Genomic DNA, 16,488 nt, shown 5'->3' with positions numbered 1-16,488 from the left:
TCACGCGTCCGCGTGGCCGGACCTCGGCGTTCCGGGGCCCGTCCCGTAGCATTGGGAGCGCTCCCAAGGGGCGGTACCTCACAGAATCCGCCGGTCACGCCTTCGGGTCCGGGCCGGTGCCGAGCGATCCGGTGGAACGACTTGGCTTGAATGGGCGACTGTGAGAAGTTGACGGCGAACGGGAGGCGGCCATGGTGACGGCACGTGTGCGGGGCGGCGGTCGGCCCACGCTGGAAGAGGTCGCGGTCCGGGCCGGAGTCGGCCGGGGCACGGTCTCCCGCGTCATCAACGGCTCCCCGCGCGTGAGCGACCAGACCCGCGAGGTGGTCGAGGCCGCCATCGCCGAACTGGGGTACGTGCCCAACCGCGCGGCCCGCGCCCTCGCGGGCAACCGCACCGACTCCATCGCGCTGGTCGTGCCCGAGCCGGAGGCCCGCTTCTTCGCGGAGCCGTACTTCTCCGACATCGTGCGCGGCGTGGGGGAGGCCCTGGCCGACACCGACATGCAGTTGCTGCTCACCCTCGCGGGCAACGACCGGGAGCGCCGCAGGCTGGCCCAGTACCTCACCGCGCACCGCGTCGACGGCGTCCTGCTGGTCTCGGTGCACGCCGACGACCCGCTGCCGGAACTCCTGGAGCAGCTCGGCATGCCCTGCGTGATCAGCGGCCCGCGGAGCGCCGTCGAGTCGCTCGCGTCGGTCGACTCCGACAACTTCGAGGGCGCCCGAGGCGCCGTCGGGCACCTGGTGGCCCGGGGCCGCCGCACCATCGCGACGATCACCGGCCGGCTGGACGTGTACGGCGCCCAGCGCCGCCTGGACGGCTACCGCCGGGCGGTCGCCGACGCGGGCCTGGCGCCCGACGAACGCCTCATCGCGCCCGCCGACTTCACCGAGGAGGGCGGCGCGCGGGCCATGCGCGAGCTGCTGGAACGCCACCCGGACATCGACGCGGTCTTCGCCGCCTCCGACGTCATGGCGGCCGGCGCCCGGCACGTACTGCGCGAGGCGGGCCGCCGCATCCCCGACGACGTGGCGCTGATCGGCTTCGACGACTCGGTGGTCGCCCGGCACATGGAACCGGCGCTCACCAGCGTGCGGCAGCCGATCGCGGACATGGGCCGGGCGATGGCCACGGTCCTGCTCCAGGAGATCTCCGAGCCCTCCGTGGACGGCCGCCACATCGTGCTGCCGACGGAGCTGGTGGTCCGCGACTCCTCGTGACGCCGGGCGCCGCCCCGCCCCGCGTCCAGCGTCACTCCAGTCCCGCTGGAGGGACCGGCCGCACGCTGCCCCTACCCCGCGAGGGGGTCATCGACGTATGCGGAAGGGGCAGGTCCCATGTCGGATAACGCCGTCCACAGGACGCGGCACAGCACCGAGGTCGAGGCGAGCGCCGGGGCGGTGTACCGGATCGTCGCGGAGGCGGAGAACTGGCCGCACATCTTCCCGCCCACCGTCCACGTGGACCGGACCGAGGGCGACGACCGACGGGAGCGGCTGCACATCTGGGCGTTCGCCAACGGGGTCGTGCGCGACTGGACCTCGCGCCGCGAACTCGACCCCGAGGGGCACCGGGTGACGTTCCGTCAGGAGGTGTCGGCCCACCCGGTGGCGGCCATGGGCGGCGAGTGGATCATCGAGCCCGCCGGTGAGGGCAGGACCTCGGTCACGCTGCTGCACGACTTCCGGGTGGTGGACGACGACGCGGAGGCCCTGGAGTGGGTCTCGCGGGCCGTCGACACCAACAGCGAGTCGGAACTGGCGGCCCTCAAGCGGGCCGCCGAGTCGTTCGCCCGGGAGCCCGGCGTGCTGCTCTCCTTCGAGGACGCCGTGGACATCGCGGGAAGCGGGCAGGACGTCTACGACTTCCTGCTGCGCGCGGACCGCTGGGAGGAGCGGCTGCCGCACGTCTCCCGGCTCGTCCTCACCGAACCCGCCCCCGACGTGCAGACGGTGGAGATGGACACCCGGGCGGCCGACGGCTCCGTGCACACGACGCGCTCGGTGCGGGTCTCCTTCGGCCCCGACCGGCTGGTCTACAAGCAGACGGAGGTACCGGCCCTGATGGCCGCGCACACCGGCCGCTGGACGGTCGTCCCCACCGGCGACGGGGTGCGAGCGGTCTCGCACCACACCGTGGTGCTGCGGCCCGACCGGGTCCGGGAACTCCTCGGCGAACAGGCCGTCCTGGAGGACGCCCGCCGCCTGGTGCGGACCTCGCTGGGCACCAACAGCACCGCCACGCTGAACCTCGCCAAGGCCTACGCGGAGGGCGCCGCCGTCCCGTCCTGACGCGGAGCGCGGCACGACGACGGGGTCCGGGGCGCATCGCCCCGGACCCCGTTCCCCGTGTGTGCCGGCCGCACGGCCCGCGGGCCGTGCGGCCGTGTTCAGCGTGCGGCCAGCTCGCGGTTGACCAGGTCGACGAAGGCGCGCGGCGTCTCCACCTCGTCCAGTTCCTCGTCCGGCAGCGAGATCCCGAAGTCGCGCGTGATGCGGCTGCCGACCTCCAGCAGGGCGAGCGAGTCGTAGCCCAGGTCGGTGAAGGGCACGTCGGCGATGTCTCCGGACAGGTCGACGCCCTCGTCCTCGCCCGCCGCCTCACGCAGGATGCGGGCGAACTCCTCCTGGCTCAGCCGGGTGGTCTCCGTCGTAGTGGTCTCGGTCGTACTCATGGCAGTGTCCTTCCTGTTCGTGGACGGCGTCCGCCGGGCGGCGGCGCGCCGGGGCGGGCGGCCGGTGCTCCGCCGCACCGGCCGCCGGGGTCAGGGGGCCGGGGAGACGACGGCCGCGGCGTTGAAGCCGCCCTCGCCGCGCGCGAGGACGAGGGCGCTGCCGCCGTTCAGCGGCCGGGCCGTGCCGACGACCAGGTCGAGCGGGAACTCGTCCGGCACGGTCACCTCGTACACCGCGGGCGGAATGCTGCCGTCCCTCAGGCAGAGCAGCGCGGACGCCACGTCCAGGGCCGCTCCGCCCGCGCAGAGCCGCCCGGTCAGGGCCTTCGGGACCGCGACCGGGACCCCGGCCGGGCCGAAGACGGCGGCCAGCGCGGCGGCCTCCGCGCGGTCCGCGGCCGGAACGCCGGCGGCGTCCGCGAAGACGACGGCCACCTCCTCGGGCCGGATGCCGGCGTCCTTCAGCGCGCCGCGGGCGGCGCGCTCCAGGCCGTCGGCGTCCGGCGCGTCCGGATCGGGGTCGAAGGTCGCCGCGTAACCGGTGAGCAGCCCGTGCACGCGTGCCCCGCGCTCGCGCGCCGACTCCGGGTCCTCCAGGACGACGTAGGCGCCGCCCTCGCCGGGCACGTGGCCGTCGGCCCCGGAGTCGAACGGGCGGTAGGCGGTGGCGGGGTCGTCCCCGCCGGTCAGCCGGCCGGAGGCGAGCTGGCCCACCAGCCCCAGCGGGCAGAGCGCGCCGTCCACCCCGCCCGCCAGCATCACGCGTGTGCCCTTGCGCAGTTGCCTGCGGGCGTGGCCGAGGGCGTCGAGGCCGCCCGCCTGGTCGGAGACGACGGCGCTGCTCGGCCCGCGCAGACCGTGCCGGATGGAGATCTGGCCGGTGTTCACCGCGTAGAACCAGGCGAACGACTGGTACGCGCTGACGAACTGGCCGCCCTTGCTCCAGAGGTTCTGCAGTTCCCGCTGGCCGAACTCGAAGCCGCCCATCGAGGAGGCGGAGGCCACGCCCGCCGCGTACGGCGGGAGGGTGGCCGGGTCGAGCCCGCTGTCGCGCAGCGCCTCGTCGGCCGCGTACAGGGCGAGCCGGGTCATGTGGTCGGTCTGCGGGAGCAGCCGGCTCGGGATGTGCGCGGACGCCTCGAAGCCGGGTACCTCTCCGGCCAGCGACACCGGGTAGGGCGAGGCGTCGAAACGGGTCAGCGGCGCGATGCCGGTGCGGCCCGCCACCGTCGCCGACCAATGGGCCGCGGTCCCCAGTCCGGTGGGCGCCGCCACCCCGATCCCGGTGATGGCGGGTGCGTGGGCGTTCATGCGGCGGTCCTCTCGGGTCGGGCGAGCACCACGGCGCTCTGGAAGCCGCCGAAGCCGCTGCCGACGCTCAGCACGGAGTCCACCCGTGCCTCCCGCGCCACGAGCGGGACGTAGTCCAGGTCGCAGAGCGGATCGGGCTCGTGCAGGTTGGCGGTGGGCGGGATCAGGCCGTACTCCATGGCCAGTACGCAGGCGACCAGTTCCAGGGCGCCGATCGCGCCGAGCGAGTGCCCGATCATGGACTTCACGGAACTCACCGGCACCCGGCGGGCGTGGTCCCCGAGCGAGGTCTTGAAGGCGGCGGTCTCGTGGCGGTCGTTCTGCCGGGTGCTGGAGCCGTGCGCGTTGACGTAGTCGACGGCGTCGGGCGACAGCCGGGCCTCCGCCAGCGCGAGCCGGATGGCCTCGGCCATCTCCGCGCCGTCGGACCGCAGTCCGGTCATGTGGTACGCGTTGCTGCGGGTGCCGAATCCGGCGACCTCGGCGTAGATCCGGGCGCCCCGGCGGCGGGCGTGCGACAGCTCCTCCAGGATCAGCACCGCCCCGCCCTCGCCCAGCACCAGCCCGTTGCGGGTGTTGTCGAACGGCCTGGACGCGTGCGCGGGGTCGTCGTTGCGCGGGGTGGTCGCCTTGATCGCGTCGAAGCACGCCAGGGTGATCGGCGAGATGGGCGCGTCGGTGCCGCCCGCCACGACGACGTCGGCGCTGCCCTCGCGGATCAGGTCGGCCGCGTGCCCGACGGCGTCCAGCCCCGAGGTGCAGCCGTCCGACACCAGGGAGACCGGTCCGCGCGCCCCGGCCTCGCGCGCCAGTTCCGCCGCCATGGAGCTGGGCACGAAGTGGTCGTAGAGCCGCGGCACCGCATAGGCCGGGTCCACCAGCCAGGCGGCGCCGTCGTCGCTGAGGACGCGGTACTCGTCCTCCATGGAGGTGGTGCAGCCGACCGCGCAGCCGAGCGACACGGCCGTGCGCGCGGGGTCGGACGGGTGCACGTCGAGCCCGCTGTCCGCCAGCGCCTCCCGGGCGGCCACCAGCGCGAACTGCCCCGCCCGGTCGAGCCTGCGCTCCTCCTGCCGGGTCAGACCGGCCGCCGCCGGGTCGAGGTCGACCTCCGCCGCGACCTGCGACCGGTAGGGCGACGGGTCGAAGAGGGAGATGGTGCGCGTCGCGGTACGGCCGGTCGAGAGCAGGTCCCAGTACTGTTTGACCCCTGTTCCTCCCGGCGCGACCGCGCCGATCCCGGTGATGACTGTGCGTCGGTCCATGACACCTCACTTGCCGTCCGTGGGGACCGGCGCTCCGGTCCTGCCCACCGAATCTGCGGAGCCGTTCTGGAGGGCCGGTCCAGTGGCTCTGGACCGGCCGTGCCCGGCGCCGAGCCGGCCGAGGGCCTCGGTGAGACGTTCCGCCTCGGCGGGGCCGCCGCCGGGCCGGGCCGGCAGCAGGGGCAGGGTCGTCGAGCCGCCCCGGGCCACCGCCGGGTGCCGGCGCGCGAGCGCGGTGAGTCCCTGACCGGGCCCGGCCTCCGCCAGGACGAAGTCCCCGCCGGCCAGCAGCGAGTCCAGGGCCGGCCCGAAGAGCACCGGCGCGGCCGGCTGCCGGGCCCAGAACGCCGGGTCCAGCGCGTCGGCCGCTCCCAGCGGCGCCGCGGTGTACGCCGAGTGCACGGGCAACTCCGCCTCGCGCAGCGGGAGTCCGGCGAGCCGGGGCAGCGCCGTCATGGCCGCGTCGAGCAGGACCGGGCTGTGGAACGGAGTGAGGGCCCGTGCCCGGCGGCAGGTGAAGCCGTCGGCCCGCAGCCGCTCCTCGGCCTTCACGAGCCCGGCCTCGGGACCGGCCAGCAGCAACTGGCGGGGCCCGTTGACCGCGCCGACCACCACCTCGTCCGTGGTGTAGGCGGCGGCCTCGGCCGGGGACGCCGCCACCGCGAGCATCCCGCCGGCCGGAGCGTCCCGCAGCCGGGCGATCCGGTCGGCCATCACCCCGACCGCGTCGGAGAGGGTGAACACCCCGGCCAGGGTGGCCGCGACCACCTCGCCGACGCTGTGCCCCAGCAGGGCGGCCGGGCGCACCCCCGCGTCGAGGACGGTCCGGCCGAGGGCCCAGCCGACGGAGAACAGCAGCGGCTGGGCGTGGTCCAGTGCGTCCGCCGCCGGTCCCGGACGGGCGGCCAGCCAGTCGGCGCGCAGCGGGTGGCCGCGCACCGCCCACTGTTCGAGCACCTCGTCCATGCGGCGGCGGAACCCGGCGTGGGCGGCGTACAGCCCGGCTGCCATGCCGGGCTGTTGCGCGCCCTGGCCGGGGAAGAGCAGGGCGACGGGCAGGGGATGGGCGGTCACGGGAACTCCTCTCGTCGGGCCCGATGCTGGCCGCGCCGACTGGAGTACGGGTCCAACGGGGCGGCGGTGGCGGGCCCCGGTGCTGGACGAACGGGTCCGCGCGGCCGGGCGCCTCCTCCAGCCGCGCTGGACCGCTCGTCCAGCACCGGGCCCGACGGTGGGGGCTCGCCGGAGAACGCGATCCGTGTTCCGGCGGCCGCGAGCGGCACTCTGCCGCCGGTCCCGGCACCCCGGGGCCGGCGGCGGTGCGCGCCCGCGAGAACCGCAGGGGCGAAGCGTCGGGGAGGCCACGGGCATGAGGTACGACGACCTGTTCATCGCGGCCGCCGCGCTGCACACCGAGCACATCAGCCCGGTGTCCGCGGAACTGCGCGAGGGGCGGTGCGACGAACGGACCGCCGAGCGCTCCGGGATCACCTCGGTCGCCGTCTCCACCGGCTCGGCAGCACCCGAACTCGCCGTCGGCGCCGCCCGCACCGCGCTGCGCCGCTCCGGCGTCCACCCCGACGAGGTGGACCTCCTGCTGCATGCCACCGTCCAGTACCAGGGCCACGACCTGTGGGCGCCCGCCTCCTACGTCCAGCGCCACGCGCTCGGCAACCGCTGCCCCGCCGTGGAGATCCGGCAGCTCTCCAACGGCGGCATGGCCGCGCTGGAGCTGGCGGCCGGTGTCGTCGCCGGGGGCTCCGGCGGAGCGGCGCTGCTCACCACCGGCGACGTCTTCGGCGCCCCCGGCTTCGACCGCTGGAACAGCGACCCCGGCACGGTGTACGGGGACGCGGGCACCGCCCTCGTCCTGGCGCGGGGGCGCGGCTTCGCCCGGCTGCGGGCGCTCGCGACCGTGTCGGACCCGGACCTGGAAGGCATGCACCGGGGCGCCGACCCCTTCGGCCGCATGCCGTTCTCGCAGCGCACCCCCATCGATCTCGGCCTGCTCCAGCGGGCGTTCGTGGACGAGCACGGCCGCTCCTACAGCGTCGCGCGCATCACCGCCGGCCAGGACGACGCGCTCAAGCGCGCGCTGACCGAGGCGGACTGCACGCTGGACGACGTGGCCTGGTTCGTGCTGCCGCACTTCGGCCGGGGACGGCTGCGCTCGACGTTCCTGCGGCGCTGGGGGATCGAGGAGGAGCGGACGACCTGGCCGTGGGGGCGCACCGTCGGCCACCTCGGCGCCGGCGACCAGTTCGCGGGACTCGCGGCGCTGGCCGCCTCGGGCCGGACCCGGCCCGGCGAACGGTGCCTGGTGTTCGGTGTGGGCGCCGGATTCACCTGGAGCTGCGCGGTGCTGGAGCTGGGGGAGACGCCCGCCGGGAGCGGCTGAAGCCGTCCCCCCGCTGCCCCGCCGTCCGGCCGACGGCCCGCGGCCCGGCGCGCCACACGGGCGCGACCGGGCCGCGGGCCGTCGGTTGTCAGGGCGTGGCCGGCGGGTTCACCGCGGAGACCGGCACGGCGGCGGCCTCCAGGTTCCACTTCTTCAGGATGCGGGCGTAGGTACCGTCGTCGATCAGGTGGTTGACCGCCTGCGCGAGGGGCTCGGCGAGGCCGGAGCCCTTCTTCAGGGCCAGCCCGACGTTCTTGCGGTCCAGCTCGTTCACGTACCGCAGCCCCGGCTGTTCCTCGGCGGCGTACCGCAGGACGCTGGAGGTGGTCATCAGCACGTCCACGTGCTTCTGGCGCAGCGCCAGGAAGTGGCCGGCCGCGTCCGGGTAGGTGAGGACGGTCAGCGGCTTCTTCCCGGCGGCGGCGCACTCGTCGGCGGCGGCCCGCAGATCGGTCTCGAAGGTGGACCCGACCCCGGTGCCGACCTTCTTGCCGCAGAGTTGGCTCAGGTCGCCGACCTTCTTCAGCGGGTCGTCCTCGCGGACCGCGAAGCCGGCGCCGTCGGTCACGTACAGGACGAAGTCGAGCACCTGCTTGCGCTCCTCGGTCACCGACAGGTTGGCGGTGCCGACGTCGTAACGGCCCGCTTCGAGGCCGGTGATCAGGGACGCGCCGCTGACGTGCTTGCGGTCGACCTCGAGCCCGAGCACCCGCGCCGCGGCCTCCGAGACGTCGATGTCCACGCCCCGGGGCGGACCACCCCCTTCGGGGCTGAAGGCGACGGGTGGCACCCCGATGCCCGAGCCGACGCGGAGCGTTCCGCCGTCGCGGATCTTCGCCGGCACCAGAGCGGCGATGGACGGCACCTCGGACACCGAGGAGACCACGTCCTCGGAGCCGTAGGCGCGGGCGGTGCCGTCCTCGCCGGACGTCGCCCCGGCGTCGTCGCCGCAGCCCGTGAGCAGGAGCGGGAGCGTCAGCGCGGCCGCGGAACACAGCAGCGTACGGCGGGCGGAGCGGTGGCGGTAGGGACGGACGGTCGGCATGGGAGCCTCCGGGACGGGGTGCGGGTGGGCGGACGGGTGCGGGCCGCGGACGCGGACCGCACGGTGCGGCCGGGGAACCGGACGCGGTCAGTGGTGGGCGAGGAACTTCACGGTGCGCGGGTTGGCCGGGCGGTCCAGGACCTCCTCGGGAGGCCCCGACTCGACGATCCGCCCCTCGTCCATGAAGACGATCCGGTCGGCGATCCCGTGGGCGAAGCGCATCTCGTGCGTCACGATGATCATCGTCATGCCGTCGTCGGCGAGGGCGCGGATCACCCGCAGCACCTCTCCGGTCAGCTCGGGGTCGAGGGCGCTCGTCGGCTCGTCGAACAGCATGACCCGCGGCCGCATCGCCAGGGCGCGGGCGATCGCGGCCCGCTGCTGCTCCCCGCCCGAGAGGGTGCGCGGCCGGGCGGCGGCCTTGCCGCTCAGCCCGACCTGGTCGAGCAGGGCGTGCGCTCGGGCCACCGCTTCGCGGCGGTCGAGGCCGAGCACGGACACCGGCGCCTCGACGAGGTTGTCGAGCACGCTCATGTGCGGGAAGAGCCGGAAGTTCTGGAACACCATTCCGGTGAGCGCCCGTTGGCGGGCGACGGCACGCGGTCCGAGCGTGTGCAGACGGGTGCCGCGCAGCCGGTAGCCGACCAGTTCGCCGTCGACCCGGACGCTCCCGCCGTCGATCCGCTCCAGCCGGTTGACGCAGCGCAGCAGGGTGCTCTTGCCGGACCCGGACGGGCCGATGACGCAGGTCACCGAAGAGCGCGGCACGGTCAGCGAGATGCCGTCCAGGACCCGCTGCGCGCCGAACGACTTGCGCACGGCGGTCAGTTCGACCATGGGCGGTTCCGGCAGGGCGCCGTCCCCGGCATCCGGGACGGGCGTCCCCTCCCGGTACACGTCTTCGCTCATGTGCGGGTCTTACCTCCGTAGTGGCGCTCGACGAAGTGCTGCACGACGCCCAGGGCCGAGGTCAGCAGCAGGTACCACAGGGTGGCGACGAGCAGCAGGGGGATGACGAGGTAGTTGCGGTTGTAGATGAGCTGGGTGGCGAACAGCAGGTCCTGGACGGCGATGACGCTGACGATCGAGGTGCCCTTGAGCAGCCCGATGATCTGGCTGCCGGCCGGCGGCAGGATGGCGGGCATCGCCTGCGGCAGCACCACGCGCAGGAAGATGCGCGCCCGCCCCAGCCCGAGGGCCTCGGCCGCCTCCGTCTGCCCCTCGTCCACCGACAGGATTCCGGCCCGCACGATCTCGGCGAGCTGGCCCGCCTCGTGCAGCACCAGGCCGATCACGGCCGCCGTGAGCCCGCTGATCAGGCTCTCGGTCGAGAACTCCGTGACGGCGGGGCCGAACGGGATGCCCAGGGACAGCCGGGGGTAGAGCAGCGAGATGTTGTACCAGAAGAGCAGTTGCACCAGCATCGGCACCGAGCGGAACAGCCAGGTGTAGCCCCAGCTGAGCGAGACCAGGATGGGCTGCCCCGACAGACGCATCACCGCCAGCACGGTGCCGAGCACGAACCCCAGGACGAAGGCCACCGCGGTCAGCCACAAGGTGGTCAGCAGGCCGGAGAGCACCGCGTCGGCGGTGAAGTAGCGGCCGACCACGTCCCAGCGGAACGCGTCGTTGGTGACGAGCGCGTGCAGGGCCATCGCGAGGAGCAGCAGCCCCGCCGCGGCGGCGACGGGACGCAGCGGCCGGGGCCGCGGCCGGGCGCGGGCGGCGTCGGCGGCCCCCGCCGACGCGTGCTCCGCCCGTTCCCGGTCGCGTACCTCTCCCGCGGTCCGCGCGGAACCCGGCCCGGTGGGCGCGGTCATGGACATCTCCTCGGCTCTGGACTGGTCGGCGGCGGCGCGGCGGGACGCGGAGGTCAGGACGGGTCGGCGTAGTGCGGCAGCACGTGCTCGGCGAACAGGCGCATGGTGCGGGCCGACTCCTCGAAGGGCATGGCGCCGGAGATCACCTGGAGGCTGATGGTGAAGTCGCCGAACCAGCCGCGGATGTCGTCGATCGCGGCGCGGACCTCGGAGGGGGTGCCCACCAGCGCCTTGCGGGAGGCCACCGAGCGGTCGAAGTCGCCCCGGCCCGAGGCCTTCTCGACGATCTTCTCGTAGCCGGCGTAGTCCGCGCTGCGGGTGTCCGCCCAGGCCGCGACGGCGGCGGCCATCGCGCGGCCGGCCCGCTCGTGGGCCTTCTTGCCCTTCTCGCGCGCCTCGGCCGCGTCCTCGGCTAGGTAGCAGTTGTAACTCATGTGGATGTCCTCCTCGGTGGGCTTGAAGCCCGCCTCCGAGGCCGCGTCCCGGTACAGCGCGATCGTCTGCTGCACCTGCTCGCGCGGGTTGATGGACGGCACGAGCATCACGCCGTACCCCTGACGGCCCGCCGCTTCGGCGGACGCCGGGGTCTTCGCCGTCGCGACCAGGATGCGCGGATGCGGGCTCTGCCACGGCCGGGGCAGCATCGTGACCGGGCCGAAGCGGTGGAACCGCCCCTCCCAGACCACGTCCTCCTCGCTCCACAGCCGGCGGCACGCCTCGACGCCCTCGTCGAAACGGGCCCGGCTCTCGTCCATCGAGACCTCGAACGCCGCGAACTCGTCGGGCAGGAAGGCGCGTCCGAAGCCGACGTCGAGCCGGCCCTGCGCGATGTTGTCGAGCATGGCGAGCTTCCCGGCCAGCTTCAGCGGGTGGCTGAAGGCGGGCAGCACCGCACCCGTCACCAGCCGCACCCGGCTGGTCCGTGCCGCGGCCGCCGCCAGGAACGTCACCGGGTCGGGGCTGTAGCCGCCGTACTCGTGGAAGTAGTGCTCCACCGTCTTGACGTGGTGGAAGCCCAGCTCGTCGGCGAGTTCGGCGAGCCGCAGGGACTCCTCGAAATGCGCGCCCGCGGACTTCTCCGCCGGGCCGACGGTGGGAAAGAGGTTGATGCCGAACTTCATGGGTGCCCCTCGGTCACGCTGGCGGTGGTGGACAGGTCTGGTGGTGCGCGGCCCGGCGGCGCGTCAGAGCCGCGACGGCACGGGCAGACGCACGTAGTCGCGCCGGTGGTGGACCAGCGGAACGCTGGACCCGACGCCCGCGCCGTCGATCCGGCCCAGCAGCACCCGGTGGTCGCCGGCCGGGATCTCGTCCACCACCCGGCACTCGGCGTAGGCGCTCACCCGGTCGGCGGGCAGCAGCGGCGCGCCTTCCGCGGCGGCGGACGGCCGCCACGCGAGGTCCGCGAACTTGTCGGTGCTCTTGCCGGCGAACAGGCCGGCGAGCCCTTCCTGGCCGACGGCGAGGAAGTTGACCGCGAAGGTCCCCGCGTGCCGGACGGCGTCCAGCGTCCGGGAGCCGTTGTCCAGGCAGACGAGCAGCAGCGGCGGATTGCGCGAGGCCGAGCAGACCGCGCTCAGCGTCAGACCGCTGGGGCGTCCGTCCGCGCCCACGGCGGTGACCACGCACACCCCCGCCGGCTGCGCGGCGAACAGTGCGCGGAACAGCGTGTCATCGATGGCCATCGTCCGGCTCACCTCCTCGGTGCGGCCACCCTGCGCCGCTCCGCTGGAGGACGGGTCCACGAGCCCTGGAGCCGGTGCCGGGGGGCGGCGCCCCCGCCTCGTCCAGCACGGTGGCGAGCAGCCCCGTGGCGTTGCGGTGCAGCGGCACCTCCACGCCCGGCGGCAGGATGCCGCTCTCGTCCAGCAGCCGCGTCACCCGCGCCGTCACCACGCAGAACCGGAACGCCGCGAACACCTGGTGGTGGACCAGGTTCACGGCCCGGCGGCCGGTCCGCTCCTCCCAGCGCGCCACCGTCTCGTCGCGTCCGGGCAGCCCCTCCAGCCGGGGCGCGCCGATGCCCTCGCTCAGGTGGCGGTCCATGTGCAGGAACCAGGCGAGGTCCGCCTCGGGCGGCCCGAGCGCCGTCATCTCCCAGTCGAGCAGCGCCGCGGGCTCCACCCCGTCGAAGACGATGTTGCCCAGCCGGGCGTCGCCCCAGAGCAGCGCGGGCCCGCCCGCGTCCACCGGGTCGCTCGCGTTCAGCCACTCCAGGGCGCGCGCCGCGACCGGGTTGTCGCCGACGCCGTAGAAGTCCAGCCGGGAGACGAAGTGGCGCAGCAGCCGGCCACTGCCGACCGGGCCGTGCTCCGGCCGGTCCAGGAAGCCGAAGCCGCCGGCGTACGGATCGATCCGGTGCACGTCGGCCAGCCGGTCCACGGCCGCGTTCCACGCCAGCGCCCGTGTCCGCGGCTCCTGCTCGGCGAGCCACCCCTGCCGGTGGTACGACGGCAGGTCGGCCGGCACGTGTCCGGCGACCCGGTCCATGACCACGAACGGGGCGCCGAGGTACTTCTCCGAGCGCTCGTCCCAGTGCACCGTGGGCACCGGCAGCCCGGTACCGGCGAGCAGCTTCAGCACCCGGATCTGGTCGTCCCACTGGTCCTCCGGGAAGACCCGGTGGCCCGTGGGCGCGACCCGCACCGCCAGCGGGACGGTGCGGCGGCGGCCCCGCTCGGTCCACTCCGCGTCGAAGAGCAGGATCTCCCCGGAGAAGCCGACCTCCCGGGGGACGGTCACGGGTCCGACGCGGACCTCGCCGGTCCCGGCGGCCCGGCCGCCGAACCAGTGGGTGAGCACGGCCCGCGTCAGGTCGGGGTCGCGTTGCAGGGGTACGGGCACGGCTGCTCCTCGGATCGGTGGCGCGGTGGGGGCGGGGGACGGGGGACCGCCGGTGGCGGGGCGGTGCGGGCGCGCGGCGGTCAGGACACCGGCGCGGGACGCGGGCCGAGCACCCGGGGCGCCGGACCGCCCGCCCTGATGACGGCCCGGATCCGGTCCACCGCCGGGCTCGGCGCGACTCCCAGGTCCTCGGCGAGCCGCCGGGTGAGCCGGGCGCAGGCGTCCAGCGCGTCCCCGGTCCGTCCCACCGCGTACAGGGCACTCATGTAACGGGTGTGCAGGGGCTCGTGGGTGGGGTGGCGGCGGGTGAGCACCGCGAGTTCGGGCAGCACGTCGCGCGGGCATCCGAGGCGCAGCCGGGTGTCGAGGTACTCCTCGTGGACGGCCAGCCGCCGCTGCTCCCAGTGGATGACGGCGGGTTGCAGCACCGGTCCCGTCCGGACGTCGGCGAGCATCGGCCGGCTCCACAGCTCCATCGCCTCGCCCAGCAGACGGCTCGCCGCGCCCGCCTCCGAGGCGGGCAGCCGGCCGGCCCGCGCCACCAGCTCCTGGAAGCACGTCAGGTCCAGCTCCTGGGGCGCCACGCGCAGGACGTAACCGGAGCCGCTCATCCGCAGCCGGTCGTGAGCCGCCTCGCGCGAGCCGACCGACGGCAGCCGGGCGAGCAGCCGGCGCAGGTGCATCACGTACGTCTGCAGCGTGGTTCCCGCGCTCGGCGGCGGGTCCTCGCCCCAGATCTCGGCCAAACAGACCCGCACCGGCACGACGTGGTTGGCGTGCAGCAGCAGCAGTGCGAGCAGTTGCCGCTGCTTGGGCGCCGTCGGCAGGTGGTCCCCGCCGGCGTCGCGCACCGAAAGCCCTCCGAGCACGCCGAACTTCATCGCCGTCTTCCCTTTCGTTGCTCCAGCCGCACTCCAGCGGCCCGTGTCGGACTGTCGGCAGGAAGCCGACGAGATGAGGGAGTCGTCATGAGCGGAGCCGTCGTCACCGTGGCCGACCGGGCCCACGCCTACGTGCAGGAGCCGGGCGGCTGGTGCGTCAACAACGCCGGGATCGTGGTGGGGGCCGACTCGGTCCTGGTGGTGGACACCGCGGCGACCGAGCGCCGGACGCTGCGCCTGCGGGCGGCCGTGGACGGCCTGGCCCCCGGCCTGCGGCGGATCGTCGTCAGCACCCACCACCACGGCGACCACACCTTCGGCAACCATCTGCTCGCCGGCCCCGGCAGCCTGCTGGTCGCGCACGCGCGGGGGCCCGCCGAACTGCTGCGCAAGGGCCTGTCGCTCCAGTCGATGTGGCCCGGCGTCGAGTGGGGACGGACCGAGACCGTGCTGCCGTCGCTCACCGTGCACGACAGGATCGGACTCGATCTCGGCGGCGTCACCGCGGAGGTCTTCCACCCGGGGGTGGCCCACACCGCGGACGACCTGGTGGTGTGGCTGCCCGAACAGCGCGTCCTGTACGCGGGCGACCTGGTCTTCTCCGCGGCGGCGCCCTTCGTCCTCATGGGGTCGGTGAGCGGCTCCCGCGCGGCGCTCGCGCGACTGCGGGAGCTCCGACCGCGCGTCGTCGTCCCCGGCCACGGCCCGGTGGGCGGGCCCGAACTGCTCGACGTGACCGAGGCGTACCTCGCGCGGGTCGCGGACCTCGCCGAGGACGGCGTCGCGCGGGGACTCGGCCCCCTCGACACGGCGCTGCGCGCCGGGCCGGGACCGTTCGCCGGCCTGGCGGACGGGGAACGGCTCGTCGGCAACCTGCACCGCGCGTTCCACGAGGTCCGCGGCGGCGCGCCCGGTGAGCGCATCGCCTCGGCCGAAGCCATGCGGGAGATGGTCCGCTACAACGGCGGGCGCCCGCTGAGCTGTGCGGCCTGAGACGACGAGGTGGACCATGCGCCCACCGTCGGACCCCCCGGTGGAGCGGGAATCCAGCGGCGCTCCACCGGCCCCCGGCTCCAGGCCCGCTCCGCCGCGCCACGAGCCCTCCCCCGCAGGCTCGGCGCGTCCCCCGAAACCGTCCGATGGAGGAAAGATGCACTTGCAGGGGAGAACGGCCGTCGTCACCGGAGGGACGCGGGGGCTGGGCCTCGACGTGGCCCGTGCCCTGGCCGGGGCGGGGGCCACGGTCGTCGTGGCCGCGCGCGAGGTGCCCGACGAACCGCCGGGGGACGGCATCACGGCCGTGAAGGCGGACGTGACCGTGCCGGACGCGATGCCGGCGCTGCTGCGTACCGTCCACGAGCGGTACGGCGGCCCGCACATCGTGGTCGCGAACGCCGGCATCAGCAGGCCCGGCCCGGTGGCGTCCCTGTCCCCGGACGACTGGCACGACGTGATCGACACCAATGTGCACGGCGTCTTCCACACCGTCCGCGCGGCGCTGCCGCACGTGGGGGCCGAGCCGGGCGGCCGGATCATCGTCATGTCGTCCTTGCTGGGAAGCCGGGCGATGCCCGGCGCCGCCGCCTACAGCGCGTCCAAGGCCGCGGTGGAGGCACTGGTCAGGGTGTGCGCCCTGGAGGTCGCGGCCTCCGGTACGACCGTCAACGCCGTGGCGCCCGGTTACATCGACGCGGGCATGGGGAGCGCCCTGCTGACGCACGAGCGGCTGGGGCCGGTGGTGGCCGCCTCGCTCGCCGCGGGCCGGCCGGGCGTGGCCGCCGAGGTGTCCGCCGCCGTCCTGTTCCTGGCGTCCGGGGCCGCCTCCTACGTCAACGGGCAGGTGCTGGGGGTGGACGGCGGGGTGCGCTGAACGCGCGCCGGGGCCCGGAACGCCCGCACGGCGTTCCGGGCCCCCGCACGTGTCACAGCGTGGCGGCCGCGCCCTGCCGCACCGGGACGCTCAGGTGCGGCTCGCCCTTGATGAGCCCGGTCAGCGCGTTCAGCCGGGCCCGGAACTCGGGCTCCCTGAGCGCCGCCTGGAACGTCTCCTCGTCCTCCCACTCGGCGAGGTTGAAGTAGACGTCGGGGTCCTTGGTGGACCGCACGAGGGAGTACCGGATGAGACCCGGCTGGGTCTCCATGAAGGCCCCCACCGCCTCGTACCGGTTCTCGAACTCCTCGGCGGAGCCGATCAGCGTGAGCTTGTTGACGAAGACGACCATGTCGGGGTGCTCCTGATTCTGTGAG

The 16,488-nt window shown here is 74.7% G+C and carries 17 protein-coding genes; 5 read left to right on the top strand and 12 right to left on the bottom strand.

The window, feature by feature from the left end:
* Positions 1-191: 191 nt before the first annotated feature.
* Both Q0994_RS01305 and Q0994_RS01300 read left to right on the top strand, forming a co-directional pair.
* Positions 192-1,223, top strand: a complete 1,032-nt coding sequence (locus Q0994_RS01305) for a LacI family DNA-binding transcriptional regulator (protein ID WP_299527732.1) — start codon at positions 192-194, stop codon at positions 1,221-1,223.
* 117 nt (positions 1,224-1,340) lie between these two features.
* Complete coding sequence (locus tag Q0994_RS01300; protein WP_299527730.1) at positions 1,341-2,294, top strand: aromatase/cyclase; 954 nt, start codon at positions 1,341-1,343, stop codon at positions 2,292-2,294.
* 98 nt (positions 2,295-2,392) lie between these two features.
* Here Q0994_RS01300 and Q0994_RS01295 read toward each other — a convergent pair whose 3' ends face one another.
* From Q0994_RS01295 to Q0994_RS01280, 4 genes are all read right to left on the bottom strand, one after another.
* On the bottom strand, positions 2,393-2,677 hold the full coding sequence (locus tag Q0994_RS01295; protein WP_299527728.1) for an acyl carrier protein: 285 nt from the start codon (positions 2,675-2,677) through the stop codon (positions 2,393-2,395).
* 90 nt (positions 2,678-2,767) lie between these two features.
* Positions 2,768-3,988, bottom strand: a complete 1,221-nt coding sequence (locus tag Q0994_RS01290) for a ketosynthase chain-length factor (protein ID WP_299527726.1) — start codon at positions 3,986-3,988, stop codon at positions 2,768-2,770.
* Positions 3,985-5,253, bottom strand: coding sequence for a beta-ketoacyl synthase (locus Q0994_RS01285; RefSeq protein ID WP_299527724.1), 1,269 nt, complete (start codon positions 5,251-5,253; stop codon positions 3,985-3,987). Before Q0994_RS01285 ends, Q0994_RS01290 begins: the two co-directional genes overlap by 4 nt.
* A gap of 6 nt (positions 5,254-5,259) precedes the next feature.
* Entirely contained in the window at positions 5,260-6,327 is a 1,068-nt protein-coding gene (locus Q0994_RS01280; protein WP_299527722.1) for an acyltransferase domain-containing protein, read from the bottom strand.
* A gap of 295 nt (positions 6,328-6,622) precedes the next feature.
* Here Q0994_RS01280 and Q0994_RS01275 point away from each other — a divergent pair, with 295 nt between their 5' ends.
* A complete protein-coding gene (locus Q0994_RS01275) occupies positions 6,623-7,651 on the top strand; it encodes a ketoacyl-ACP synthase III family protein (RefSeq protein WP_299527720.1) in 1,029 nt (342 codons plus the stop codon).
* 88 nt (positions 7,652-7,739) lie between these two features.
* Here the strand turns inward: Q0994_RS01275 and Q0994_RS01270 are convergent, their stop codons facing one another.
* From Q0994_RS01270 to Q0994_RS01240, 7 genes are all read right to left on the bottom strand, one after another.
* Positions 7,740-8,696: an ABC transporter substrate-binding protein gene (locus Q0994_RS01270; RefSeq protein ID WP_299527719.1), complete on the bottom strand. Its 957-nt coding sequence runs from the start codon at positions 8,694-8,696 to the stop codon at positions 7,740-7,742.
* Between the two features lie 87 nt (positions 8,697-8,783).
* Complete coding sequence (locus tag Q0994_RS01265) at positions 8,784-9,533, bottom strand: amino acid ABC transporter ATP-binding protein (protein WP_299528129.1); 750 nt, start codon at positions 9,531-9,533, stop codon at positions 8,784-8,786.
* 68 nt (positions 9,534-9,601) lie between these two features.
* Entirely contained in the window at positions 9,602-10,516 is a 915-nt protein-coding gene (locus tag Q0994_RS01260; protein WP_299527717.1) for an amino acid ABC transporter permease, read from the bottom strand.
* Between the two features lie 53 nt (positions 10,517-10,569).
* Positions 10,570-11,637 carry an LLM class flavin-dependent oxidoreductase gene (locus Q0994_RS01255; protein WP_299527715.1) on the bottom strand — a complete coding sequence of 356 codons (1,068 nt, stop codon included), beginning with the start codon at positions 11,635-11,637 and terminating at the stop codon, positions 10,570-10,572.
* A 63-nt stretch (positions 11,638-11,700) separates the two neighbouring features.
* On the bottom strand, positions 11,701-12,201 hold the full coding sequence (locus tag Q0994_RS01250; RefSeq protein ID WP_299527713.1) for a flavin reductase family protein: 501 nt from the start codon (positions 12,199-12,201) through the stop codon (positions 11,701-11,703).
* A complete protein-coding gene (locus Q0994_RS01245) occupies positions 12,188-13,360 on the bottom strand; it encodes a phosphotransferase family protein (protein WP_299527711.1) in 1,173 nt (390 codons plus the stop codon). Before Q0994_RS01245 ends, Q0994_RS01250 begins: the two co-directional genes overlap by 14 nt.
* A gap of 80 nt (positions 13,361-13,440) precedes the next feature.
* Positions 13,441-14,241, bottom strand: coding sequence for an AfsR/SARP family transcriptional regulator (locus Q0994_RS01240; RefSeq protein WP_299527710.1), 801 nt, complete (start codon positions 14,239-14,241; stop codon positions 13,441-13,443).
* Positions 14,242-14,328: 87 nt separating this feature from the next.
* Here Q0994_RS01240 and Q0994_RS01235 point away from each other — a divergent pair, with 87 nt between their 5' ends.
* Together Q0994_RS01235 and Q0994_RS01230 are read left to right on the top strand one after the other, a co-directional pair.
* Positions 14,329-15,234: an MBL fold metallo-hydrolase gene (locus Q0994_RS01235; RefSeq protein WP_299527708.1), complete on the top strand. Its 906-nt coding sequence runs from the start codon at positions 14,329-14,331 to the stop codon at positions 15,232-15,234.
* 157 nt (positions 15,235-15,391) lie between these two features.
* Positions 15,392-16,111, top strand: a complete 720-nt coding sequence (locus Q0994_RS01230; protein WP_299527706.1) for an SDR family NAD(P)-dependent oxidoreductase — start codon at positions 15,392-15,394, stop codon at positions 16,109-16,111.
* Between the two features lie 52 nt (positions 16,112-16,163).
* Here the strand turns inward: Q0994_RS01230 and Q0994_RS01225 are convergent, their stop codons facing one another.
* The gene (locus tag Q0994_RS01225; protein ID WP_299527704.1) at positions 16,164-16,463 is read right to left on the bottom strand and encodes an antibiotic biosynthesis monooxygenase; all 300 of its coding nucleotides are present in this window, start codon (positions 16,461-16,463) and stop codon (positions 16,164-16,166) included.
* Between the last annotated feature and the right edge of the window lie 25 nt (positions 16,464-16,488).

The sequence above is a fragment of the uncultured Streptomyces sp. genome, assembly GCF_947488945.1.
Lineage (GTDB): Bacteria > Actinomycetota > Actinomycetes > Streptomycetales > Streptomycetaceae > Streptomyces.
Note: the sequence above shows the minus strand (reverse complement) of the source record. Positions and strands in the feature narration are given on the sequence as shown.